This is a genomic window from Paenibacillus sp. NRS-1781, assembly GCF_050467745.1.
GTDB lineage: Bacteria > Bacillota > Bacilli > Paenibacillales > Paenibacillaceae > Paenibacillus > Paenibacillus terrae_A.
In genome coordinates, this window is record NZ_JBITPI010000041.1 from 1 (window position 1) to 25,414 (window position 25,414).

Genomic DNA, 25,414 nt, shown 5'->3' on the forward strand with positions numbered 1-25,414 from the left:
CTCCTTTCCGATAAAGCATGTTTTGTTTCTGTGTTACTTCGATTCAGGCGTAACCAGTACCGTTAACAGCTTGCAATGCCCCAACTCCGGCAATGGTGCGCCTTCGGCATCCGATGAGGCCAATGCTTCTCCCTTGGAGCGCTCATCCAGTGAAGCCAGCTCGTAGTGAGCCGATACACCGAATGCGATGCGTCCAATTGCATTTTTATCCAAATAAGGATTAAATACACGCACAATATATCCATCATTATGCTCTGCTTTCTTGAAGGCACTCAGGATCACATTCGAATCCTCGCTAAAGGATAGCAGGCTGTAGCTTTGCTCGAATATTCTTTCTTCGTCACGGAAGGCGAAAATTAAACGACCATTCAGGAAGTCAGACAGCTGATAGCTGGTCAAGGGCGTTAAATATTCCTTGGCCGCTTTAGCTATATTGGCTTCATCAAAACCGGACTCATGCACATGCAGGGCAAACGTAAATGAAAGCTCGCCAATGAGCTGTGCATCCGGCGTTTCTACGATCTTTTCTCCCGATGCGCGTCCCGGGCGGTACAACAGATTTTCCTTGCCCATAAACCCGAAAGTACGGAATAACGTCAGCGCTATTGTATCATGTTCTTTGCCAATGACCTCATATTCTCGTACTCCTCCGGTCAGCACCGCTACTCCACGAGAACCATCGTTCAGCGCAGCATAGCTTTGCAGAGCCTCAATCGTGATCGGTTTTTCCGTCCACTGCTCACGTTCCCACACCTCTACTTCTTCCAGCGTTGTCGGACGGGCAATGACTCCGAACGGTTGATCCGCAATAGAAAGCCTGGAGGCAATCCCGGTGTCAAATAGCACCCGCAGACGGTGACTCAGCACCTGATTGTCCACATCCACCGAGAAGCGTATCAGGCGCTCTCCTTTACGCAAGGAGACCGTTGCCTGTAATGGCAGTTCCGCAGAGGTTATGGTAGCGGCGCGTTCGTTTAAGTCATAAGGAACCTTTAGCTTCAATCGAAGGGACAAATCCTCGGCTACCGGACCTTTGGTTGTCACCGTCTCCACATCAGCACCGAGCGAAGAAATGGTAAGGTCACGTTCCGGCGGAGAATAGTTATAGGAATCTCCGTCATCCCCATTTTCCTCAAACACCATCTGATCCGCGTACACACGTCCCGAGATTTTATCCGTAATGCTCAATGCCCCGTTCTCTTGTACAGCTACGCTATAAAATTCGTTTTCAATACGGTTCCCGTTGCTGCGCTCTGCCGTGGCATCCCCGGTCGAACTGAAATCAAATACAATTTGCGTATATCCCATAGCAGGTACTTCCTGAAGCTCTACCAGCAGCTTCGCACGGAATACACGTTCAGGCAGATACACCTTTTTGCTCGGATTCAGGTAAATATGCTGGCCCAGCACATAGTCTGTCTGTTCCACTTTTTCGGTAATTGTATACGGAAGCTGCTGTCCGTTCGTATCCCGAATGACAAAGCTTCCCTCCGGTAAATAAGCATCAATCTCTGTAACGCCCTTACGCGGATAGGGCAATGTGTTAAAGATGGTGAAGGCAAAGGTCTCCTCCTGTTTAATCTTTGAAGCAATCATGCGCTTATGCAGCTCCAACAGATTTTCCGCGATATCGCGCGCCTGCTTGTAACGAAAAGCGACATCCCGGTTCGTCGTGTCACTGTTGCAGCCACCGATGCTGTCGTGAGCCGCATTTTCAAACATCAGCTTCCAAATATCCTTCACGATGTGATGCGGATAATCATGTCCTAGCGCATAACTGATTGACAGGACAGGCTCCAGCGTATTGACGATGAAATTTTCAATATAGTTATTTTGCTGCTTGAGATCGGCCCGCGTAGAAAAGATCGACTTATGGATACGCATATGCTTCGCTTCCATAAGCTCTCCTTCCAGCACAGGAAGATCGCTGCTGTCCTTTTCAATTTCTTCAAGGAAACGCTCCGGCTCATTCATCACATATTCCCGTTCCGGGTCAAGCTCGTTGAACTTGCGGATCAGCTCTGGCAGGTTCAAGCGGACAGGCGCTTGGTCGAAGCCGTTCGGAAAATAAACATGGCGAGTAGACGCCTTTTCCTCCAGCGCACCGATTTGGCTGTCCAGATATGCTTCAAGTTCTCCCGGCTCCTCTGGAATATTGCCGCCATAGTAGTACCCGAACGGTATTTGGACCGCAAACACCTGGCTTCCATCCGAGCCCTTCCACAAAAATTCGGTTTTCGGGTTCGTATTGTCTGCCACCCCGCGCCAGAACAGAAAATGGCGAATGCCAAACTCCTGATAAATCTGCGGCATCTGTGCCGACTGACCGAAAGCATCCGGCACATAGCCGACCTTCATCGCGTGACCATATTTCTGCGCTGTCTCCATGCCATAATACAGATTGCGGACCATGGATTCACCGGAAATGACTAGCTGATCCGTCTGCGTATACCAAGGCCCAGTCATCAGGCGCTTGTCCGTCACAAGACGGCGAATGCGTTCCTCGTCTTCGGGGCACCATTTGATGTAATCATCCAACAGGGACCCTTGGGCATCCAACAGATAATATTTAAAACCATCCCTATTTTCTAACGCATCCAGCACTTCTTTCACATGCTTTACCAAGTAAACTTTGGATCTGGAAGTGGTAAAGTACCACTCCCGATCCCAGTGAGTATGTGGAATGACATGCACTTTCGTACGGTTCATATCTCTATCTCCCTCCGTGTTGTCTATCTTCTATCTAGTGAAGTTCAGGAATAATTTAGTCAAATACCAGTTCGATGTCTTCTCCATTTTTCTTGACGGACGCTTCTTTTGTATCTGCCTGTTGCTTTTCTTCCTCACGGAAGTTGACGAGTAGAGTTCCCGCTACAATGATTAAAGCTCCCGTAATCCCTCCTGCGAGATAAGCAAACGGAGTACCTACAGATATCGCGCCATACAGACCGCCGATTGGAGGCATGATGACATGTGCGCCCAACAAAGCTGTCAATGCCGCACCTGCCGCACAGGCAATCATGTTCAGTGGAATCAGCTTGGCAGGGTTGCGCAACGTAAAGGGAATAGCCCCTTCGGTAATTCCAATAACGCCCATGATGACCGAGCCTTTTCCAGCTTCCCGATACGTTTTGGAAAAACGACGTTTCAGAATCAGAGTCGCAAGTCCATAGCCCAATGGTGGAATACAGATAGCAATGTTTACGAAAATATTAGGCAAATACACACCTGACAGGAATAACGCATTTCCCGCCATCCAGGCTGCTTTATTGACAGGACCGCCAAGGTCGAACCCGATCATGGCTCCCAAAATCAGGGCAAGCACGAGGGTGCTGGTTCCGCTTTCACTCATATGCTTGATCCAGTTAACCAGTCCTTCGTTAATGGCACTGAGCGGTCCACCCAGGATGACGGACATGAGAATCCCCGTTAAGCCCACCGTAATAAGCGGCAGAATAATCAGTGGAACAGAACCCGCGGCCGGGCCTGTGATTTTCACTTTATTTTTCACCCACAGGGTGAGGTATCCGGCAAAGAACCCGGCAACGAGCGCGCCCAGAAAACCAGCGTTCGTTTCCTGTGCCAGTACGCCACCAATCAGCCCCGCAGCAAGCGCAGGCTTATCGGCAATCGAGTAGGCGATATATCCGGCCAGCACCATGTTCAGCAGCCCGATTCCGCGCCAGCCGACATTTTCCATCAAGTATAAAATATGAAGAAATCCGCTTTTATCGGCATAGGGGCCGAAGTCCGTGACCCCCATCGTCAGTCCAATAATCTTACACACCGCAACAATCAGGGAACCTGCAATAATAACCGGCAAGAGGTAGGAAATGCCTGTCATTAGATGCTTTCTAGCTTCACTCAGCCATTTTTTCATCATATTCTCTCCTATCTTGAATACTACTGTTGTCCAAAGGCTAATCGGTTGTTATTGAGCCGAGATGGCTTCCACCGCTTTGGTGAGAACCGCTTCCGCATTGTTGACCGCATGACCGATTTTGACACGAACGATTCGTTTATCCTCAAAACGCTCCGCTTCCTTTACCGTCTGGTCCGAGGCAATCAGTACAAAGTCCGCTGCTGCAATCTCTTCCTCCGTAAGCTTGTTTACCTGGCCTAGCGCACCCTGCTGTTCTACTTTAATGTGGTGACCGAGCTGTGCTGCTGCTTTTTCCAGTGCTTTTGCCGCCATGGGGGTATGAGCCAAACCTGCTATACACGATGTAACGCCTACAATTTTCATTTTATGACACCAACCCTTCTGTATATTGTTCGAGCAAATGATACACATCGTCGCCGCTCTTGGCGCCCGCCACCGCTTCTTTGAAGGAATCCTCCAATAGCAAGGTTGCGAGTGAGGAAATAATTTGCAAATGGGATACATCCACAGAGCCTTTGGGCACCAAAATACTGAAAATATACTGGACAGGCTTACCGTCATGAGATGCCCAATCAATACTATCTTGTAATCGAATGACCAGAACTGCTGGTCTTGTGACTGCTTCGCTCTGCGTATGAGGTATCGCAAACTGATCCTGAAGGCCCGTCGAATATACCTTCTCCCTTTCCCACAAATCCTGCACCAGCTGCTCTCTATGGACGGTGACACCCAGTTTCTCAGCCTCTTGGGCAATAAATTCAAATACAGCCGATTTTGTCTCCAGCTTCTCATCCAGATAAATCTGTTCTCTAGTAATCATGGTGGATGTCTCTCCTCCCTTCTATCTATAAGTGAAACGCTTACAAATTCATTCTAGCCGACTCTCCTCTAATGTTTTACCTATAAAATTTCCCTAACCAAGCGGAAATGGTTTAGAGTTAATTTTTGGGAATGAAAAAAAAAAAAGCGCACCCGGCGCTTTAGCTTCTCATTAGACTTTGTTCATAAATGTTTTATGATAGGCATTCCGGTACTGCGAAGGGGTCATATTTACTATTTTTTTAAACATACGCATAAAATACTTCTCATCCGCATATCCCGCTTCTTCTGCGACCTGCCTAATGCTCATATCGGTACGGGAAATCAGCTCCTTGGCTTTATTGATACGGATGCTATGAATGAACTCCAAGGGCCGCATACCTGTATTTTGCTTGAACAAACGGGATATATAATCCTTGTTGTAATTGAATTTTCGGGCTAAATCCGTCACGGTTATCGGTTCTTCGGCGTGAATACGGGTCCACTCGATAATCTTGTTGAAGCCCACATTCCCCTGCGGGCTGGCGGGGCTGGAGATCAAGAGACTGAGAGCCAGCTCGGATATCTCAATCAGCAGCGAGGTGAATAGATAATTTACACTGTGATGCGTAAGATAATGCGCATTGGCTACGTGCAAAATCTGATTAACGATAATATGAATGCGGTCTCCGTTGCCCGCACGCACGCATTGCGGTAGATAGATATCCCGTACAAAGCCATGGCGCTGCAAATGAGCATCCATAACACGGGTCTCCTGCTTCATTTCTTCATTAGATAATACATTGGGGGGCGTGGAAACATCGAAGTGAAACCAGTAAAATGTAACTCCCGGCAACGATTCCTCATACCCTCCATGTGTACGACCGGGATAAAGCAACACCATATCTCCCTCCCCGATCTCAAAATGCTCCTGTTCCTCCCGTATATATACCGTCTCCCGCACACCAAGGATCAGCTCGAAGTTCTCTATAGAACGACTCATATGCTTCCAGGGCACCTCGGAAATAAACTCACCTGCCGAGATAAGCTGAACGGGTGCATCCACGTTTACTTTCAGATAGGTCATGTTATCGCCTCTTTAGGGTCATGTTCGGATTTGTCCACCTATTGTATGGTTAAGCTACTGACATACCGCGATGTCAATGCTAATCTAGTGGAGAAATATACACTTTCATCTTAGCTAAGGAGCGATAATTTTGAAAGCAAAAGCTTTTGACTTGCATAACGTAAGCATTGATTCTGGCCCGCTTTACCATGCTATGGAGCTGAATGCGGCCTATCTGCTGAGTTTGGAACCCGACCGTCTATTATCACGCTTTCGTGCATATGCAGGACTGGAGCCCAAAGCGGCTCACTATGAGGGCTGGGAATCCCGTGGCATCAGCGGGCATACCCTCGGTCACTATCTGTCCGGCTGCTCGCTGATGTTTGCCTCAACAGGTGACAAAAAGCTGCTTGAACGAGTACATTATGTCATCGACGAGCTGGAAATATGCCAAAACAATCATGGAAACGGATACATTTCCGGTATTCCGCGTGGGAAAGAGCTTTTCGAGGAAGTGAGGGCTGGCGATATACGCTCGCAGGGCTTTGATCTGAACGGAGGCTGGGTGCCGCTATACACCATACATAAGCTCTTCGCAGGCTTGCGGGATGCCTATCTGCTCGCGCATCATCCCAAGGCTCTGGCGATGGAAATCCAACTCGGCGAATGGCTGGAGGATGTATTTCAAGGGCTGAACGATGATCAGGTACAGCAGGTGCTGCATTGCGAATTTGGCGGCATGAACGAGGTACTGACGGATCTGGCGGAGCATTCCGGGGAAGAGCGCTTCTTGAAGCTGGCGGAACGCTTTTATCATGGGGAAGTGCTGAACGATCTTGCAGTAAACCACGATACGCTGGCAGGACGACATGCCAATACGCAAATCCCCAAAATCATTGGCGCTGCACGGCAATATGAAATGACCGGAAAACCGCAATATGCGGATCTCTCCCGCTTTTTCTGGGATCGGGTTGTTCACAAGCATTCCTACGTGATCGGCGGCAATAGCTATAACGAGCATTTTGGGGAGCCGGGGAAGCTGAATGACCGTCTGGGCGAAGGCACCTGTGAAACCTGCAACACCTACAACATGCTGAAATTAACGAGGCATATGTTCGAATGGGACGCATATGCAGCGTATGCGGACTACTATGAACGGGCAATGTTCAATCATATTCTGGCTTCACAGCAGCCTGTCGATGGACGAGTATGCTATTTTGTATCGCTGGAAATGGGCGGGCACAAGTCCTTCAATTCTCAATATGACGATTTTACCTGCTGTGTCGGGTCCGGGATGGAAAGCCATTCCATGTACGGCGCTGCGATCTATTTTCACACGCCAAAAACAATCTATGTCAATCAATATGTCCCTTCGACCGTAACATGGGACGAGATGGGCGTACAGTTAAAACAAGAGACTCTCTTTCCGCAAAATGGTCGGGGAACGCTGCGCGTCATCAGCAAGGAGCCCAAATGGTTCACGATCAAGCTAAGATACCCGCATTGGGCGGAACAAGGTATGATCATCAAAATCAACGGGGAAGCGTTGGCTGCGGAGGCTTGCCCTACCAGCTATGTTGTAATTGAACGGGAATGGAACGATGGAGATACGGTCGAGTATGACCTTCCCATGACGGTGAGAGTCGAGGAAATGCCGGATAATCCGCGCCGGATTGCTTTTATGTATGGGCCGCTTGTGCTGGCTGGGGACCTTGGGCCTGTAGGACAGGAGCCCAACGAGGAACGTCTGCTGGCGTCTGTTCTAGTCGGGGAGACCGATTCGCTGACCTCGAAGCTGGTCCCTGACGGGAACAAGCCTAATGTATTCCATATGAACGATGTAGGCTATGTCAGAGATTTGGAGCTTCGGCCGTTTTATCAGATGTATGATCGTTCCTATACCGTTTATTGGGACCTCTTTTCCAAGGGAGAATGGGCCTCAACAGAGGCCGAATACCGCACCGCGTTAGCGTACCAGTTGGAGTTGGAACGACGTACGGTGGATGCTGTGCAGCCTGCCGAAATGCAGCCAGAACGGGATCATGCCTTTACGGGCGAACATGTGAGTTTAGGGTCCATCTATAACCGTAAATATCGCGATACATGGCCTGGGGGCTGGTTCTCTTTTGTCATGAAGGTGCTTCCGGATGAGCCTGTCCAATTAGCAGTGACTTATCTGAAAGATTCGGATCGCTCTCATCGTGACTTTTATATCACCGTAGATGGTCAGATTTTAGGAGAAGGCAAGCTGGAATCCGAGGAAATGAATAAATTTGAAACGTTCGCCTATGAGCTTCCACTGTCTGTGACGGCTCAAAAGGATGAAGTTACGATCCAGTTCACAGCCCATCCACAAGGCAAGGTGGCGAAAGTCGCAGGATTGCGAGTGATCAGACATTCAGGCTTGTAGTCCAATAAATATTCTTCAAAATATTTTCCACAAAATAGGAACCTAAGATTATAGCCCCAGGTTCCTTTCAGGCGGTGAACAAGGTGACAGCATTAAGATTAATGATTTACCGGCTGTTAGCTGCTCCTCTTTTAAAAGAAGAATAAAAGTGTGGCCTGCTGCCTCGGTAATCGATACACCAAAGCCATCAGTCGTAATCGGTTTTATATTCTTAGCTGTCCACTCCTCCACTTATGAAAGTTGAATTCGTTATCCTCGTCTATAGCTTCAAGATATATTGAACAGATGCTGCACTCTTAAAATGTTGAATATTTCCGTCAGGTAAAATGAGCGTCAATGGCGTTTGTTCCGGTCCATCCATCCAGATTATAAACTCCCCTTCACTTCGGTGCCACTCTACTTTTACCAGTCCTTTCGGAGTAGCAACCTGTCCTTTTGCCCATGTCAGATGATCTACTCTTGGGCGAACCCGAATGCTACCATATCCGGGTGTCTCGGGCTGCACGCCTAGAATTTCCGAGGTGAACTCATAAAGAGGTACAGCTCCCCACCCATGGCAGTCGCTTCGTTGACTCACGGTGTCTTCCATCCATGTAGTCAGGTTTTGATCAACCATCTTTCTCCACGGCTCCCATAGTGAGTGTACACGATCATACAGATTAGTCGCTGCCAATGCGCGGAATAAGTAAAATGACATGGCAAAGGAGCTTTTAGGAATGGAATCGTTTGCTAGCGTGATTTCCATAAGCTGCTTCGCTTCTTCCCCTTTTACCGTTTCAGACAAGACAGCCCATATTTGTGTTTGCTGACTAAATAGTTCTACACCGGGCCCATCGGTAAACATACCTGAATTACCTATGGAACGACAATTTGCAACTACAGCTGTACAGATACGTTCTGCTCTTTCTCTATATTCGGAAGCAACTCCCTCCCTGCCTACAAAGGCTGCCATCTCCGCAGCTTTCCGAAGGGCCGCCGCGTACATAAGACTATGAATGGTAAGTAGTCCATGATGAGAGGCGGTAGGAACACCAAATGATTCTTTCCACTCATCTGTCCAATCAATGAACGACCAATATTGGCTTGGCATTACGCCAACTAGTCCACGCTCGTCAAGCATTCGGTCATAGTAATCTAATACGGCATCCACCGAAGACCCGTATCTCTTCATTAATTGAACATCTCCGTAGTACATCATATGGTCGTGAAGCATATGAATCCAGTATAACGAAAAGCCGGGGATAACCTGTGGTGCATGAGATGGATAGCGAGATTGTGTTAACCCTTGAGGAAGCAATGAGCTATGGAAATCATAAAATGTCTTCCGTGCCAGACGGTCATCTCCCGATACATTGAACGTGAATAAAATCTGGGAGCGCGTATCCATAGCATATTGTAACTGTTCGTAATAAGGGCAATCTTCATAGCTCTCATGCATACACAGCTGAAGCGTCCGTAAACTAATATCCCATAGCTTCGAGTATGAGCCATCTGAGCTATTAAAATGACCCATGACTTCAAGGGGATAACCCGTTTCACGATAATCTAGCTGATGCAGCGTGAGCGGTTGTCCCTTGGTTTCAATTTCAATACGTACATAACGAAATGTCCGAAACCAAAACGGTTCATAGGTTTCAAATTTATCTCTCATTCCCGCTACACAATATATGTCGTAATCTCCGCATAAGGAGCCCGTTTCGCTATCTGTCCGGTCTCCCTTATCGCGCATCCAAGGTACCAGTTTAGGCTCTTGTTCATAGCATTCAGCACACAACAAAGAGATTTTTGTCTCTGCCCCCTGACTCATGGCAAGCTGCAAAAATCCGGTTGTCAGTTCCCCGGCATCCAACTCAGCAATGACCTTACTGTGAGCAGGAATCGTCAATGGAACATCACGATACAACAGATCGAGCCACGCCTCACTTGAAACCTCCGAATCCATGACTCTCTGAACGTTTGAAAATCGCCGGTTTTCCTCCTTCATCAAAGGAATTGCCCTTTCTGTTAACACCCAAGGCTTCAGAACACCATGTAACGTATCAAACTGGTAAGCGGAGGCAGAAAGCCAATCACCATCATCGTATCCGCTTACATTCCATTCAAAGGGAAGATTTAATCCATCTACTTCCTCCGTAATACCCAAAAAAACGGTATATATACCCTGAGAAAGGGAAATAGCTGTATCCTTCATGCAGCGCCAAGACTCATCCGTATGGAGTTGATTGACCATATGACCAGCAGAGTCTCTGATGATGCCATGTACATATAACCCAGCCAAACGTGTTCTCCACACGGACTCGTTACCATCCTGCATAGGCGAATAACGTAAGACTTGAGCCGCTATTACATTTTCTCCTGCCCTCAAAAATGAGCTAATATCAACTGTTTCATAATACCAGGTGAAACGATCTCCTTTACATGGACCGAAGCTAACAGAGACTCCGTTAACAAAGAGGCGATATCGACTATCCGCTGACACCTTGATTTTGGCTTGATGGGGTCCGTTTTCCAAATTAAACGTCTTACGAAAATAAACGAAGCTTCCTACCTCGTTTTCATCATCTATTGTCCAATCAGGAGTCCAAATCCATTTAGCTTCTTCTTCCCAGTTTACTAGCATCTCTTTAACCGCTCCTTCTACATAAAATCCTTAGATGGTTATTCCTTTACACCGCCAGTAGCTACACCTTCAATAATTCGATCCGACAAAAAGAAAAACGCAATTAAGATAGGGATCGTGGCAAGAACAGAAGAGGCTAAAGCGCTGTCCATATTCATCATAAGATTACTTGTATACTTCATGATAGCAAGAGGGATTGTTTTTACATTGTCATTTTGCAACAGGACGAGCGGAACAAAGAAGTTATTCCAAATACCTACGGAAATGATAATACACAAACTTACAATAATTGGGGATGCTAACGGGAACATAATTCTCCAAAAGATTTTCCATTCTCCAGCTCCGTCTATCTTTGCCGATTCATACAAGGCACGGGGCGATTTTGCAAAAAAATGAGTCAGCATAAGAACAGGCGTAGAAATTCCCGCTGCCATAACCAACATAACTCCCCACACACTATTCATCAGTCCCATGTTTTTAATAATCAAAAAAATAGGTACAATGCCCAACTGCATCGGAAACATTAATCCAAGTAGAAAATAAAGCATGATTCCTTGTCTAAAACGAAACTTGTATATCCCTAGTCCATATGCCACCATGGAAGAAAGCAGAATGATAAGCACAATGGCACCGACCAAAATGATAACGCTACTAAAGATGTTGTATTGAAAATGGTCCTCTTTGAAAATATCAATATAAGCTTGAAGGCTCCATTCCTTAGGCCATCCTATGGTATTCGTTAAAACATCTTTCTTTGTCCGAAACGAGTTCCACACTAAATACCCTAGAACAAATACAGTAAATGAACAGTACAAAAACAGGATCACTTGGCTTACATATTGCCGTTCGCTTCGGAACATATTAGTTCTCCTCCTTACCAGACAAAAGTTTAAGTTGAACCAGAGCCACAATAAGGATTACTACAAACATTACACAGGCAATTGTAGTTCCCATTCCTATGGAGTTGGCACTGACGGTTCCTCCCATAGCTCCGTTAGAACCAAAAGCAACTCTATAGAAGAAGAGGGTCATAACGTCCATTGAGTGGTCAGTACCTCCAGATACGCCACCTAGCATATAGTTATAATCAAACACTGTCATTGAAAAGATGTAGCTAATAATCACCACATTAATGATGCTCGTTCGAAGCAACGGGATTACAATGTGGAAAAATCTTCCCCAATACCCGGCTCCATCTAAAAATGCAGCTTCAAAAATTTCTTCAGGCAGCATTTTCATGGCTCCGATAAAATAAATCATGCTAAAACCAATACCACTCCAGGTACTAATCAAAAATATGACATACATCTCTTTCCCTGGAATACCCAACCAATTTTGTACCCAACTCTCTAGTCCCACCAATGTTAATATATGGTTAAACATCCCGATATTTTGATCAAAAATTAATGTCCCCATAAAAATAACAACCGTCGAGGTAATAAATTGTGGCGCAAATATCATTGTTTGAAAAAAACGATACCCACGTATCTTTGTATGAATCAAATAGGCCAGATACAGCTGTGCAGGTAAAACAAGAACCGTATTTAATACAAACAAGAACACATTATTCTTAAAGGCATTTAAAAATTGACTATATAGCTCTTTAGTAGTAAATAATTCAATGTAATTTTGAAAGCCAACAAATTTGGAATCTCCAAATCCGTTTGAATAGTACAGACTCATGATGGCTGCTGAAACAATGGGATAAATGACAAACATGGAATACAGGATGAAGCCCGGTGCGATAAACCACATGTATGGATGTCTCTTAAGCCATTCAATGATGGATGATACTTTTCCAGTTTGAACACCAAATTGTGAATCGGGTGCATTCTTTATGGATTGCATATGCTTCGTCACTCCCTAAGATAGAAGGACTCGGCCTGAACCGAGCCCCTCTACATAAAGTTTATTTCGTTTTTGCTAATGCAGCATTCAATATTTCTACTGCTTCCTGCCCTGTAATTTTGCTTGTCAGCAGCTTAGGCATTACTTCTTCCAAAAAGATATCAGTGAGCTTGACTTCGTCAGTCGAAACATTTGTCAAAACCGTATAAATATTATCTCCAAGGCCATCATAGGCAGCCATTTCCTTTACACCTTCATCTTTTGGCTTGATATCATCAATAATAGGTACTGCGCCCGTTTCCGTTGCAAAAATTTGCTGCGCTTCCTGGCTTGCCAGATATTTGATATACTCCGCAGCTTCTTTCGGATGCTTTGTATTTGCCGAAGCTGCGTAGGTCATTAAATTACTCAAACTTTGAGGTGCCGTTTTCTTACCATCCGTCCCTGGAATATAAAAACGTCCAAGGTTGCTCATCGAACTTTCGTAAGTTGAATTATTCCATGTTCCATCTGCAATCATAGCTGCTTTTCCGTTCGTAAAAGCCAGCTGAGCTCCAGCAGCATCTACGGAACCCAGGTTGTTTGAAAAATAACCTCGATCGGCAAAATCACGAATCGTTTGGAACGCTTTAACAATGCCAGGATCGGAGAAATCTCCTTTTCCATGATTAACAGCTTGAAGCGCATCATTACCTAACGCAGGAAGTAGACTAAATGCGATCCACAACCTGGACCAAGCATCTTTGCCTGGCATAGCAACAGGGGTAATTCCTTTCGATTTTAACGTTTCGGCAACTTTCACAAATTCATCAAAAGTCTTAGGAGCCTCCAGGTTATATTTGCTAAAAATATCTTTGTTGTAATACATTAATTGCGAATCCATAAAGGAAGGAGGCGAAGTATAAAGTTTTCCGTCCACTGTTCCATATTCAACAGCTTCTTTTGGATAACGGCTTGTATCCAACTTATAATCGTTCAAGGGAAGAAGAGCACCGCTTTTTACATACAAATCCATTTTGGGCGTTTTGTTTCCCTGTACATAGAAGACATCTGGCAAAGAGTTAGCTTTTACAGCAGTATCTATAGTCTCTAACGTGCCTGTATATTGGAAATCTATCTGAATACCCGGGTTATTCTTCATAAAAATTTCATTGATTTTTTTGAATCCCTGTTCAGTTACGGGTTGGTTGACTTGATCGCCCCATACTTGTAAAGTCACTGCATTGGATTCATTGGCTCCCTCACTTTTTGAGCTTGTGTCTGAACATCCGGCGAGCCCCACAGCTGAAGCAATAACTAAACTTAAGAATGCGCTTCCAATTTTTCTTTTCATAATAAATCCCCTTTTGGATTATTGACATGTTGTTCTTGTTATTATGTTAGTCTTTATGAGTTCTAAATCACATGGTCAAAATTTTGATTGCGCTTCCATTTCTCCAGCACTTTTTTTATTTGTTAAACAAAAATCCAGCCTTTCCATGGGAGAAAGGCTGGATTGATTCCAATTCTTCAGTTTAAAATGCCAATTCTTCAGTTTTTTTGAAAAGTCCGATATTCTGATATGGTAGTCCCCGTGATTTTCTTAAATACTTTGACAAAATAGTTCGCATTAGGATACCCGATTCGGGACGCTATTTCCTCTGTTGAAAGATTCGGATTCTCCAGCAACTCCATTGCCTTCTCAATACGAACCTTAGTAACATATTCCAGGAAAGTAAAGCCCGTCTCATTACGAAACAACTGGCCAAAGTAATTGGCATTGAAATTGGTAATCTGCGCTGCATCTTCCAATCGAATCGATTCAGCATATTGCTCGTTAATAAAGGTTATCACTGCTTCTAGCCAGGGACTTCTCTTTTTGATAAGAAGAAAAACGCGATCCCGCTCTTCCATCATAGTGCGTGTAATCCGAAACAACTCAGACCAGGAAGAAACAGATTCGGATATTTCAAAAGTAAGTACAAGAGGATTCATTTCCTGATTTAAAGTATCCTGATCTACTAAAAATGTTTCCGTTCTAATTTTAATAAACTGTCTATACACCATCTGAAGAAATCTGACTGCCTCCTCTGGTGTATACCTCTCTGCAAACAGCTTTCCCACTTCACTCATCCACGTATAAATGCTATCCCGTTGTTTATCCTTCAAGAGTTCCAAAGCCCTCTTTTTCAAATCCACCCATTCTGAAGCCACTATATTCATCATCGGACGTGTAGAATCGTATTGATATATTCCCGCACCCCAATAAAAGGACTTACACACAGCGTCTTCAGCCTGCTTGCGCATCTTTATCATTTCTGTTAAAAATGCTCCTCTTTCACTCATACCTATTACAATAGGGATATTTAAGTTTTGTTGAACCGTATCTGAAACTTCTGAAAAAATTTTATCGTCCAAAATATCAGCTTCTGATTCAAGGAAACATTGGACATGGAACAGATCTTGATCCATTCCGATGTAAACGTTCTTACAAAACCGTTCAATCAATTCCTGCAATAAATAACCCAGGGCTTTACATTCTGAATCTAAATAACCGTTTGGACTAGGCAGTGTTCTAATAGCAACCCAACACCCGTGAATCCCGTTACTATTCCATTTTTTCAGCAAATTCGGATAACGAGCAACTTCTATACCCGTTCCCTTCATTGTAATTCCCGATAAAGTTCTCGTTTCGCGCAGCAGCAATTGTCTTTCTAAATCCAAATCAGCAACAACGATTTGTTCTTCTATAGATGCTTCTGTCACATTGGAATAATTCAACTGGTCGAGGGTCTGAATTAACTCATCAGGATCAAACAAATGCTTCAGGATATAATCTTGGACTCCTAGTTGTATAGAGGTTCTTAAGTATTGGAATTCCTCATGACTACTAAGGATTAAAATGTTCATAACAATGTTGTTCTCTCGAATTCGACGTATAAGTTCCAGTCCGTCCATTTCAGGCATCCGAATATCTGTCAACAATACATCAGGCGGACCTTCTCGCTCTATCGCCTCCCAAGCCTCCAGACCATTTCGGTAAACACCGGATACATGGTAGCCGTGATTCTCCCAGTCGATGACGGTTTGAAATCCTATACGAACAAGTGATTCATCATCAACAATCATCACTTTCCTCATGAGTCTACCCCCACATCTGTTATTAACGGCATAGTTATTTCCATGGTAGTTCCGCTGCCTTCCATACTCAATATCTGCAAACCGTATTGAGAACCATAATACATCTGAATACGCTCTTGCACGCTTCTTAATCCGATGTGATTATTCTCGTTCTTTCCGGCCAATATTTCATGAATAGATGATAAACGTTCATTCGATATACCCGTTCCATTATCAATGACCTGCATGATGAGTTGATTATTATTCTCCTTGATGGACAATTTAATTTCACCAGGTCTGTCAATACTAGATAAACCATGAATCAAGGCATTCTCAATTAACGGCTGTAATAAAAACTTTAGAATTTTTACATTTTCCAGCTTGGCTTCTATATGAGTTATAAATTGAAAATTTTGATAACGGACCTTTTGAATTTTCACATAGTCTTGCATAACAGACAATTCATCCTTTAGCAATACCAGTTCTTCAGCATTATGCAGTGAATAGGTCAATAAATGAGTTAAAGCATCAACCATTTCACGGATATGATCCTGTTTCCGAATAAGGGCCATCCATCGTATGGAGTTCAATGTGTTATAGAGGAAATGTGGAGAGAGCTGATTCTGGAGCAGCTTTAGCTCTGCTTTTCGTTTTTTCTCCTCATTTTTTTTCACATCATCAACCAAATTATAAATTTCGTATAAGAATGAGATAAACAAATCGTTCAACTCGCAAATTTCCCTTGCGCCCTTGAATTTTATCATCAATTGAGGTCGGACTCCCTTTATGCCTTGGTACATATTTCCTCTAAGTCGTTTTATAGGTATAACTAAATCAGTTACAACAATATAGGTTGCTACTAACCCTATCACAGTACAGAGCGCAATAAGCCCTACCGCAAAACCGCTCACACGGTGTACAGTTCCATAAAGCTCAGCCAACGAGAATGAAGCAAAAACACTCCAGTCGTTCTGCTTTATTTGAGCTACGATATCGAGAGTATTATCTGATGTTTTGGCCAGCTGCATCTCTTTTTTAATGATTACTTGATCCCTCGAATCTCTCACAGCTAATTCTACCCCTGAACCAACTTGGGATGACGTTAAAGTATTCTGAAGCCAACGTGAATTTATAACCAAATAAGCAATCCCAATCGGCTGAAAGTTATCATCTTTTATGACCCGGCCTAAGCGAAAAGCTTGCACCTCTCGATTCCCAATATGAAATTCACGAGGGTTGGACCATACTGGCGCACCATTACTTTTTTCAACATTATCAATAAATGTCTGTTCGTTATCATTGTAATAATCAGTACTATCATTACCTACCACAAAACGTCCGGATTTCGTTACAAAAACGCATGATATAATATTATTTATATCAATCTCCCCAATCGCAGGACGAATATCCCCTTCCAATTTCCTTTGAATTCCCAGCATTTCAAATTGATTTTCGGGTATAACTTTAAATAATCTAATAATTTCATATTTTGTAAACAGTTTTAAACTTATGTCATTATAATCGGTTATTTGTGTATCAATTTTATCTCTGGTTAAACTGATTATTGTTTTAGAATAATGACTAATCACTTCTTGTGAAGTTTGATTATAACTGTTTGTTAAAATGGTAAGACCTACCACAGAGGGCAAGATAATAAGAGGTATATAGATGATCATTAACTTATACTGTAGTTTCCAATTTCTCCATTTATACCACTCATAAATCGACATACAGTCCTCCTTTTTAAAATGTAATCTCTCACTTGATATCAATAAAACCTCGGATACTTCATTCTTTGGTTCTAACAACATTATATCTTACAGATTCTAATATGACGTGCGATAACTACTGGAAAACATTAAAAAAAGACACAACTCACTATATAAAAAAATCCACTACTATAAAATGCCTTCATCCAGAAGTCAATTTTATGGTAGTGGACCTATTCAGTCGATCAAACGATGCTGGACCCATTTGTTACCGCGGAAGCGCCAAAGGAAAACAATCCCCCGCACGCCCCATTCAATATCCATAGCCAGCCAGACCCCAACAATCCCCAGATTGAAGACGATGCCCAAAATATACCCGAGCACCACCCGGCACAACCACATGGACAGCATCGAGGTGAGGGACGTAAATTTCGAATCACCTGCTGCTCTAAGCGCAGAGGGTACGATAAAGGCGATGGACCAGAGCGGGATCTGGGCCAACGTATTAATCAGTATCACAATGAAAATGTCATCTACGATTTCAGCAGGTGGATGAAACAGACCCACCATCGGCTTGAACAAGGGCATAAGAATGAGACCCATAACAATAAAAGAAAAAGACGACAGCCAGATAAAGGATTTGGTAAACTTTCTGGCATCCTCGACATTTCGACGACCGATACATTGACCGACTACAGTCACAATCGTCAGAGCCAGGGCATTCGCAGGAATTTGGAACACGTTAGCCAGGGATGAGCAAATGGCATTCGTCGCCAACGCATTGGTTCCCAGGCTCACAATGAAGATTTGGGTTAAAATTTTACCCCCATTAAAAAACATCTGCTCTGCTGCAAATGGAAGCCCGATGAACAGAATCTTTTTAAGCATAGCTAGATTAAAATAAAGCATATCTCTAAGCTGAACACGCAAGTCGTCATCTACCCTGACCAAATAGATCAACGCGCAGACTGCCCCTGCGTATCTGGACACGTTTACGGCAATCGTCATGCCCAGCACACCCATATCCAATACATTAATGAATACTACATTTAGAAACACGTACGAGAGGTGCATGATGAGAGAAAGAGCCAGCGATGCCCTTGTCTTCCCGATCCCCCTCAGCGCTCCACACACCGCCTCAACGATCGCAATCCCCACGAAGGACATACAGCTTCCCAGCAGATACACCTTGCCGTTAGCTAATACATCCGGCGAGGCGGAGCCAAACAGAATACTTAAAATCGGATTGTACAACACGATCATAAACAGACTGATAGCCAGCGCCAGCAAGGAAACGGAGGAAATAGTGCCGGATGCAGCCTTAGAGACCATGAGGTCGTTACCGCTCCCCTTATACTGCGCAACCACAACCGTCCCCCCCGTGGACACAGCAACAAACACATTTATCAGAAAAATATTCAGGGAATCAATCATATTCACCGCGCTGACCGCCGCCATACCCGATGAGCTGATCATTGCCGTATTTACCAAATTAAGACCCACAATAAAAGCCTGATCAATCAGCAGTGGAATAAAGAGAGCAATAATCTGTCGATAATCAATAGACGCTCCCGAAAAATGCCGATTCAGAAAGCCATGGGTTCTCATTCTTACACTCAGTTGACTCATATCATCACATTCTTTTTATCAAATTAAAAAAAACCCTTCAACAGAAGAGCTTTCATAGAAGTATCACTCCAAAAGAAAATCCTGTCAATAGTTTTACTCACATTTAAAATAGAAAAAACACAAAAACCTGCTCAGCTCAGTGAACAGGTTTTGAAGTGAAATTAAATCCCTTTTATAAGGTTATTAAAACCTTGTTACATGCATTTATATTATCTTCTCGCAATTAAATCCTGTTGAATGGAAGCTTCGTTCTTTTCGAATTTTTTATACAAGAACATAGGAATGATGCCGATCAGGAAGACGATAAACGGTAGCCAGATAAAGCTGAACTGAATTCCGGACAACGCAGTAGGCGTTTGGACCTTCCCGGCGATATAACCGGTGCTGCCCATGATCCATGCCGGCAATAATCCGCCGATTCCGCTACCCGCTTTAATACAGAATGCGCTTCCAATGGAGGTCAGGAATCCACTTGCCCGAATACCATTTTTCCATTCCCCGTAATCGACTGTATCTGATAACATCGCAAACGGCATAGAACATGCAAAGCCTGATCCTAACGCACCAATAATCCAACCGATAATAATGAGGGTTAAGTCCGTACTTCCCATTAAAATTACAACCTGACCCAATGCAGCCAAAATCAATCCAATAATCATGATGCTGTTTTTACTTAATTTTCTGGCGAACAACGGAATCAGAACCATCGAGATCAATTGTAAAGAGGTCAGTCCGTTGATTAAAGGTACCAAGTCCTTGCTATCCAGATTGTATTGCAGATAAAAGATAAGCGTCGCTGAACGGATATTCAAGCCAATCCAGTAGCACAAATTAGCAGCTACGACGAGCATCCAGGGCCAATTTCGTTTGATGGCTGTAAAACTTTTAGCAATCGGAACGGATTTCGTTTTAACCGCTGCATTTTCACGCAAATCGGCAAACGCTATCAAAAACATGATAATGGCCATGATTCCAAATAAAACGAGCGTTAACGAAAAACCTTTTTGATCATTCCCCTGTCCAAAGAAGGCCACCAGAGGCAATGTAAACGTCGTAGCTATGAAGAAGCCCACATTCCCCCCGACCATACGGAAGGAGTTCAGCACGACGCGCTCGTTAGAGTTCGTACTCAGGTTAGGCAGAATGGACGTAATGGGCGTACTGATTCCTGTATACAGGATACCGGCTATGATATAAGTGACCGCCGCGTATGCAATTTTTCCAGACTCACTCCAGTTGGGTGTTGTGAACGTAAGAACCATGAACACCGCAAACGGGATACATAACCATAGAAAATAAGGTCTACTCTGCCCGTATTTTGACTTGGTCCGGTCAATCAGGATGCCCCAGATCGGGGCATCAATGGCATCAATAAAGCGGGTGATAAAAAGCAGCGTCCCGGCAATTCCAATAGAAAGACCAAATACATCCGTATAAAAATACAATAAATAGCTGGAAATGACACAGTATAAAAGATTGCCCGCTGTATCCGTTAATGAATAGCTGATTTTACGATGAAAAGGAACGGTACTGTCTGCTTTCTCGGGTGGTTCCGTACTCACAATTCTCGTGCTCATGATCTCTTCTCTCCCCATAAGAATGAATTATGATTCATAAACCCACACACGCATTTCTCCTTTATCCCGGTTGCACCAGGCGTAGTAAGGAATTGCAGTGATTTGTTGAGAAACCAATTCAGGGGGCTCCGAGCTATATAATGCAGTGGAGCTTTTCACCCGATAACCCTCTGTTGTCAGCTTTACAATGCCACCAAGCAGGTTTTCGCTAAACTCTTCCGTAATGAGACTGTCCTTGGGCAATCTTAATCCCGCCAGGTTCTCCCCGTTATCCACTTCTTCCAGACAAAACACGATTGGACCACGTTGGAGAGCGACCTGCTGCTGATTCATGGAAACAAGAGCGTTGCTCCGAATCCGTTCCACCGGCATAGCCAAATGCAGGGTTACCACATCACCATCATTCCAGGTGCGCTGAATCTCTACATAGCCTTTTTTCAGATGGTGTAATGAAATGGTTTCGCCATTCACCTTCACCTCTGCCTGCTTGCACCACCCCGGAATCCGCAAAACCCATGTAAACGAAGTCGGCTCTGCTGCATGAATGGAAAAGGTCAGATCCGCATCCCATGGATAATGATGAGTCTGTGTAATTTCCACCTCTTGACCAGACAGAACCATGTTTACCCTGCTTGCAATATACAGATGTGTATACAACGTATCCTCGGTCTGGGTGTACATATTATCTTCGACCGATGCGATCATGCGGGCCAAATTGGGCGGACAGCACGCACAGAAGAACCATTTTTGCCGTTCTATTTTTACGTGCTTCTGATCTTTTCTGGATTTTTGAAAAGCATTCACTTCCAGTGGATTGACGTAAAAAAATCGTTTTCCATCCAGATCCATCCCACTAATGCTTCCATTGTACAGCGCACGCTCCAGCACATCGGCATATTTGCGGTCTGGTGCTAAGCGCAGCATACGATTGGCCCAAAAGGCCAGCCCTACAGAAGCACAGGTTTCACAGTACATGCTGTCATTCGGAAGATCATGACTGCAAGTGAACGCTTCCGCGTTTACAGAAGATCCGATGCCAGCGGTAATATACATTTTTCGGTTCGTCACATCATCCCACAGGGCTTCACAGGCTTTTAAAAGGGAGGCATCTCCTGTCTTCGCAGCCAAGTCTGCCATTGCAATATACAGATACACCGCTCTTACGGCATGACCCACAGCCTCCGTTTGTTCCCGGACAGGTTGGTGTGCCTGCTGATATTCGAAGCCTAAGCCAAAATTAATGTTGTTATCATCATTCCAGGTAGGCTCTGTTTGAATTTGTTTTCTATTTTCCCGTTCCTCTTCAAAGTAAATCGGGTGCTGCCCCCGCTGTTCAATAAAATATTGTGCTAATTTGAGATATTGATCCTTTTCAGTCACATCATATAATTTGATCAAAGCCAGCTCGATTTCTTCATGCCCAGGGTAGCCTTTTCGTTTCCCCGCTTCCGTACCAAAAACCTGCTGAATCAGGTCCACGTATTTCTCCATAATGTGGAGAAATTCCGTTTTGCCTGTCGTTTCGTAATAAGCAACCGCCGCTTCTATAAAATGTCCCGCACAATATAGCTCATGGTTATCACGTAAGTTGGTCCAACGATTGTTGGGCTCTTTCAGCAAATAATACGTATTCAAATATCCATCTTCAGCTTGAGCTCTTCCCAGCAAAGCAATCACTTCATCCGCCCGTTCTTCAAGCGCAGGGTTCGGATGATCCCTTAAACTAAAGGCCACCGTTTCCAGCCATTTTGCAATATCACTATCTTGGAAAACGGTTCCATAATACTCCCCGCTGGACTCACCAGCCGCAATTTTAAAGTTTTCAATCGCATGACTGGGTTCTGTATCTGGTAACTCATCATTTAATGCTTTCCACTGATAAGGAATGACCTCTTCTGCCACAACCTGCTTATACTTTTTCCAAAATGAATCCTCAACGGCGACATGTTTTACTGGCTTAGCTGTTTTCATTGGATACACATCCCTTCCTGGAAATAGAACGCTTTCATTTTTGAAAAAATAAGGATAAAGTAATGATACATGCCCGACCTAACAAACCTGGGTTTCCCTTGCTACAGTCCTTATTTTATCAACCTGAACTTATAAAAAAAATCGCAATCTTTAACTAAAAGTTATACGATTTCACACACATAAAGGAGCTGACTTCCATGAGCAAAACAAACTTTCTATCCTTCCTTGTCCCTCCATTGCCTTATTTCATTGAGGGGAATGTTACTACATACCAAAAAGGGGATTGGCACCCGAATCGTTATAACTTGGGCTATTTTGACGTTATTATCATCAAAGAAGGACTGCTGCACATAGGAGAGGAAGATGAAGTATGGAAGGTGGCTGGAAATTACGCACTGATTCTTGAACCGGATAAACACCATTTTCCCATTGAGGCATGTACAGAACTAACCTCCTTTTACTGGTTTCATTTTCAAGCCAGTAGTATGTGGTGCGCCCAAGCTTCACCCAATCTGATCACACCAAGCTCACCCATACCCGAGTTGCATTTTCATTCCGAGCACACAACAATCCATTTACCCAAATTTCAAAAACTAATCAATCCCCATGAACTGTTTTCTAAATTAGACTACTTACTAGCCTCTACCTTAAAACCTAGAAAGCTGGCCCTATGGGAGGCCCAACAGATATTTGTGAATATTTTTCATAGTTTGGAATATGATGATAATCATAAAAGCAGTTCCTCCAAGTTAGCAGAACAAATCGAAATCTACTTAAAACAGAATTACAAAAATGCGATCACCAACAAAGACCTGGAGGCTCATTTTCACGTACATCAAAACTATCTCGCCAGATGCATGAAGACCGCTTTCCACCGTACGCCGCTTGAATATTTAATGGATTATCGTCTGGATCAGGGGCGCAGTCTTTTGCTGCAAACCGACTGGTCCGTCCAACAAATCACAGAAGAAACAGGGTTCTCCCAAGCCAGCTATTTCTCCAAATGCTTTAAACAAAAATTCGGGATGTCCCCGAAAAACTATAGACAACAATACTGGAAGCCGGCTAATTGAATCGTAAAATATATAGGCATTACATCTCCTTTACATTTTTAACATACTCCCGTTATATTGTTCCTTTATACTGAGTCTGCTACAGATTTTACATCGTGAAAAGGGGTATACATATGAAGACAACTAAACTAGCCCTGTTGACAGTCTTGGCCGGGGCTTTGGTATCACCTGCTGAAATAACCAAGGCGGCAGACATGCAGCCATCCGGGTATGCACCGCTACGAACACAGGCAGACAAAATGGGAGCGGTCATTACCTGGGACAGTGACGACAAATCTGCTTTGGTCAAGCTAAAAAATGGCATCGTCGGAACCTTTACCGTCGGTGAGAAGCAATATCGCCTAGCTGGCCAAACGGGGGAAGCGGATCGTGAAATTAAGATGGTCGGTGGAAATATTTATCTTCCTACAAAGCTGCTTGTCACGCTTGAAGCAGAAAACAGCAAATATGCTGATCCCAAAGACGCAGTTCCTACCTACAAAGTTGTTCCTACTGCTGAGACAGAAGCAGTGGAGGATGGAGATGACGCGGCCGACGACCCTGCGATCTGGCTCAATCCGACCGACCCGGAGAAAAGCAGACTTGTAGCGACCAATAAAGGCGGCGGAATTTTGGTTTATGATCTGCAAGGCAAGCAATTACAAAACTATAAAGTCGGCAAAATGAACAATGTGGATATCCGGTACGGTTTTACACTGGGCGGCAAAAAGATTGATATTGCAGGAGCAACCAATCGCACCAACAACACCGTTGATATCTTTGCCATTGACGGAGTATCAGGAACGTTAACAAACGTAGTTGACCAGCCTATTAAATCATCTATGAAGGAAGTGTATGGATTCAGCCTGTACCATAGCCTCAAGACAGACAAGTTTTACGCACTCGTTTTGGGCAAAGAGGGTGAATTTGAACAATATGAGCTGAAGGACAACGGAAATGGCAAAATAGCTGGTAAGCTGGTCCGCCAGTTCAAGCTCGATACGCAATCCGAGGGCATGGTGGCTGATGATGAATATGGCACGGTTTACATTGCCGAAGAGGATCACGCCATTTGGAAATATGATGCCGAGCCAGACGGTTCCTCCGAGCCGCTACGACGTGTGGATGTTGCAGACGGGCGCAGACTTCAGGATGATATAGAGGGACTTACATTGTATTACGGCAAAGACGGCAAGGGGTATCTCATCGCCTCCAGCCAAGGAAACAGCAGCTATGCGATCTATGAACGACAAGGCGACAATGCTTATATAAGCAACTTTACGATCAGCGCCAGCCCTACAGTCGACGGCACCTCTGTTACAGACGGTATTGATGTTCTTGGCTATGGATTAGGCAAGAACTTCCCGCACGGTATCTTCGTTGTACAAGATGATGAAAATCTTCAAAATGGCAAAAAGCTGAATCAGAATTTTAAAATGGTACCTTGGGAGCAGATCGCCAAGGGCGCACGCATCCCGCTAACGATAGACGATGGCATCAACCCACGTGAATTGGTGAACAGAAGCACGCAGTAATACCCGTCAGAAAGAGTTGTGTTCAACATCCTATCTGTATGAGAAATTATCTAAGTTCAACGATCATTGGTGAGCCTAGAGGTTTAGTTAACACTGACGGGACTGAGTCCGAATTAACAGCAGCCAATGATATTTGGATATAGCGTCTGTTAGAATAATGAACTCGTTCGATTACATCGTTAAAACTACGGGAGTCTAGGACTTTTTCAACACTGGT

Annotated in this window: 17 protein-coding genes; 3 read left to right on the top strand and 14 right to left on the bottom strand. The window is 44.2% G+C overall.

Annotation, left to right across the window (positions count from 1 at the left end):
* Positions 1-33: 33 nt before the first annotated feature.
* The 5 genes from mngB to ACIFO6_RS15100 form a co-directional block, all read right to left on the bottom strand.
* Entirely contained in the window at positions 34-2,709 is a 2,676-nt protein-coding gene (gene mngB / locus ACIFO6_RS15080) for a mannosylglycerate hydrolase (RefSeq protein WP_430041531.1), read from the bottom strand.
* A 55-nt stretch (positions 2,710-2,764) separates the two neighbouring features.
* The gene (locus ACIFO6_RS15085) at positions 2,765-3,880 is read right to left on the bottom strand and encodes a PTS fructose transporter subunit IIC (RefSeq protein ID WP_404520912.1); all 1,116 of its coding nucleotides are present in this window, start codon (positions 3,878-3,880) and stop codon (positions 2,765-2,767) included.
* A 51-nt stretch (positions 3,881-3,931) separates the two neighbouring features.
* The gene (locus tag ACIFO6_RS15090; RefSeq protein ID WP_430041534.1) at positions 3,932-4,246 is read right to left on the bottom strand and encodes a PTS fructose transporter subunit IIB; all 315 of its coding nucleotides are present in this window, start codon (positions 4,244-4,246) and stop codon (positions 3,932-3,934) included.
* Between the two features lies 1 nt (position 4,247).
* Complete coding sequence (locus tag ACIFO6_RS15095; protein ID WP_014279234.1) at positions 4,248-4,703, bottom strand: PTS sugar transporter subunit IIA; 456 nt, start codon at positions 4,701-4,703, stop codon at positions 4,248-4,250.
* A gap of 171 nt (positions 4,704-4,874) precedes the next feature.
* Positions 4,875-5,768 (bottom strand): AraC family transcriptional regulator, encoded by an 894-nt coding sequence (locus ACIFO6_RS15100; protein WP_430041536.1) that lies wholly within the window; start codon positions 5,766-5,768, stop codon positions 4,875-4,877.
* A gap of 130 nt (positions 5,769-5,898) precedes the next feature.
* Here ACIFO6_RS15100 and ACIFO6_RS15105 point away from each other — a divergent pair, with 130 nt between their 5' ends.
* Positions 5,899-8,157, top strand: a complete 2,259-nt coding sequence (locus ACIFO6_RS15105) for a beta-L-arabinofuranosidase domain-containing protein (RefSeq protein ID WP_430041538.1) — start codon at positions 5,899-5,901, stop codon at positions 8,155-8,157.
* A 259-nt stretch (positions 8,158-8,416) separates the two neighbouring features.
* On the opposite strand, the gene ACIFO6_RS15110 is transcribed toward ACIFO6_RS15105, so the two are convergent.
* From ACIFO6_RS15110 to ACIFO6_RS15150, 9 genes are all read right to left on the bottom strand, one after another.
* Positions 8,417-10,777, bottom strand: coding sequence for an alpha-L-rhamnosidase C-terminal domain-containing protein (locus ACIFO6_RS15110; protein ID WP_430041540.1), 2,361 nt, complete (start codon positions 10,775-10,777; stop codon positions 8,417-8,419).
* A gap of 38 nt (positions 10,778-10,815) precedes the next feature.
* A complete protein-coding gene (locus ACIFO6_RS15115) occupies positions 10,816-11,637 on the bottom strand; it encodes a carbohydrate ABC transporter permease (RefSeq protein WP_430041541.1) in 822 nt (273 codons plus the stop codon).
* A 1-nt stretch (position 11,638) separates the two neighbouring features.
* Positions 11,639-12,625, bottom strand: a complete 987-nt coding sequence (locus tag ACIFO6_RS15120; protein ID WP_430041543.1) for a carbohydrate ABC transporter permease — start codon at positions 12,623-12,625, stop codon at positions 11,639-11,641.
* 61 nt (positions 12,626-12,686) lie between these two features.
* Positions 12,687-13,958, bottom strand: a complete 1,272-nt coding sequence (locus tag ACIFO6_RS15125) for an ABC transporter substrate-binding protein (RefSeq protein WP_430041545.1) — start codon at positions 13,956-13,958, stop codon at positions 12,687-12,689.
* A gap of 197 nt (positions 13,959-14,155) precedes the next feature.
* The gene (locus ACIFO6_RS15130; protein WP_430041547.1) at positions 14,156-15,745 is read right to left on the bottom strand and encodes a response regulator transcription factor; all 1,590 of its coding nucleotides are present in this window, start codon (positions 15,743-15,745) and stop codon (positions 14,156-14,158) included.
* Positions 15,742-17,454 carry a histidine kinase gene (locus tag ACIFO6_RS15135; protein WP_430041549.1) on the bottom strand — a complete coding sequence of 571 codons (1,713 nt, stop codon included), beginning with the start codon at positions 17,452-17,454 and terminating at the stop codon, positions 15,742-15,744. The genes ACIFO6_RS15130 and ACIFO6_RS15135 overlap by 4 nt, the downstream gene beginning before the upstream one ends.
* 216 nt (positions 17,455-17,670) lie before the next feature.
* On the bottom strand, positions 17,671-19,062 hold the full coding sequence (locus ACIFO6_RS15140; protein WP_430041551.1) for an MATE family efflux transporter: 1,392 nt from the start codon (positions 19,060-19,062) through the stop codon (positions 17,671-17,673).
* 209 nt (positions 19,063-19,271) lie between these two features.
* Positions 19,272-20,639, bottom strand: coding sequence for a glycoside-pentoside-hexuronide (GPH):cation symporter (locus tag ACIFO6_RS15145; protein WP_430041552.1), 1,368 nt, complete (start codon positions 20,637-20,639; stop codon positions 19,272-19,274).
* 27 nt (positions 20,640-20,666) lie between these two features.
* Positions 20,667-22,610: a glycoside hydrolase family 127 protein gene (locus ACIFO6_RS15150; protein WP_430041554.1), complete on the bottom strand. Its 1,944-nt coding sequence runs from the start codon at positions 22,608-22,610 to the stop codon at positions 20,667-20,669.
* 197 nt (positions 22,611-22,807) lie between these two features.
* Here ACIFO6_RS15150 and ACIFO6_RS15155 point away from each other — a divergent pair, with 197 nt between their 5' ends.
* Positions 22,808-23,683 carry a helix-turn-helix transcriptional regulator gene (locus ACIFO6_RS15155; RefSeq protein ID WP_430041556.1) on the top strand — a complete coding sequence of 292 codons (876 nt, stop codon included), beginning with the start codon at positions 22,808-22,810 and terminating at the stop codon, positions 23,681-23,683.
* Positions 23,684-23,796: 113 nt separating this feature from the next.
* The gene (locus ACIFO6_RS15160; protein ID WP_430041558.1) at positions 23,797-25,197 is read left to right on the top strand and encodes a phytase; all 1,401 of its coding nucleotides are present in this window, start codon (positions 23,797-23,799) and stop codon (positions 25,195-25,197) included.
* Positions 25,198-25,414: the final 217 nt, after the last annotated feature.

What these genes read in the sequence shown, in the direction of transcription:
- mngB (WP_430041531.1), bottom strand. Translation starts at nt 2,709, where the DNA reads ATGAACCGTACGAAAGTGCATGTCATTCCACATACTCACTGGGATCGG.
- ACIFO6_RS15085 (WP_404520912.1), bottom strand. Translation starts at nt 3,880, where the DNA reads ATGAAAAAATGGCTGAGTGAAGCTAGAAAGCATCTAATGACAGGCATT.
- ACIFO6_RS15090 (WP_430041534.1), bottom strand. Translation starts at nt 4,246, where the DNA reads ATGAAAATTGTAGGCGTTACATCGTGTATAGCAGGTTTGGCTCATACC.
- ACIFO6_RS15095 (WP_014279234.1), bottom strand. Translation starts at nt 4,703, where the DNA reads ATGATTACTAGAGAACAGATTTATCTGGATGAGAAGCTGGAGACAAAA.
- ACIFO6_RS15100 (WP_430041536.1), bottom strand. Translation starts at nt 5,768, where the DNA reads ATGACCTATCTGAAAGTAAACGTGGATGCACCCGTTCAGCTTATCTCG.
- ACIFO6_RS15110 (WP_430041540.1), bottom strand. Translation starts at nt 10,777, where the DNA reads ATGCTAGTAAACTGGGAAGAAGAAGCTAAATGGATTTGGACTCCTGAT.
- ACIFO6_RS15115 (WP_430041541.1), bottom strand. Translation starts at nt 11,637, where the DNA reads ATGTTCCGAAGCGAACGGCAATATGTAAGCCAAGTGATCCTGTTTTTG.
- ACIFO6_RS15120 (WP_430041543.1), bottom strand. Translation starts at nt 12,625, where the DNA reads ATGCAATCCATAAAGAATGCACCCGATTCACAATTTGGTGTTCAAACT.
- ACIFO6_RS15125 (WP_430041545.1), bottom strand. Translation starts at nt 13,958, where the DNA reads ATGAAAAGAAAAATTGGAAGCGCATTCTTAAGTTTAGTTATTGCTTCA.
- ACIFO6_RS15130 (WP_430041547.1), bottom strand. Translation starts at nt 15,745, where the DNA reads ATGAGGAAAGTGATGATTGTTGATGATGAATCACTTGTTCGTATAGGA.
- ACIFO6_RS15135 (WP_430041549.1), bottom strand. Translation starts at nt 17,454, where the DNA reads ATGTCGATTTATGAGTGGTATAAATGGAGAAATTGGAAACTACAGTAT.
- ACIFO6_RS15140 (WP_430041551.1), bottom strand. Translation starts at nt 19,062, where the DNA reads ATGAGTCAACTGAGTGTAAGAATGAGAACCCATGGCTTTCTGAATCGG.
- ACIFO6_RS15145 (WP_430041552.1), bottom strand. Translation starts at nt 20,639, where the DNA reads ATGAGCACGAGAATTGTGAGTACGGAACCACCCGAGAAAGCAGACAGT.
- ACIFO6_RS15150 (WP_430041554.1), bottom strand. Translation starts at nt 22,610, where the DNA reads ATGAAAACAGCTAAGCCAGTAAAACATGTCGCCGTTGAGGATTCATTT.
- ACIFO6_RS15155 (WP_430041556.1), top strand. Translation starts at nt 22,808, where the DNA reads ATGAGCAAAACAAACTTTCTATCCTTCCTTGTCCCTCCATTGCCTTAT.
- ACIFO6_RS15160 (WP_430041558.1), top strand. Translation starts at nt 23,797, where the DNA reads ATGAAGACAACTAAACTAGCCCTGTTGACAGTCTTGGCCGGGGCTTTG.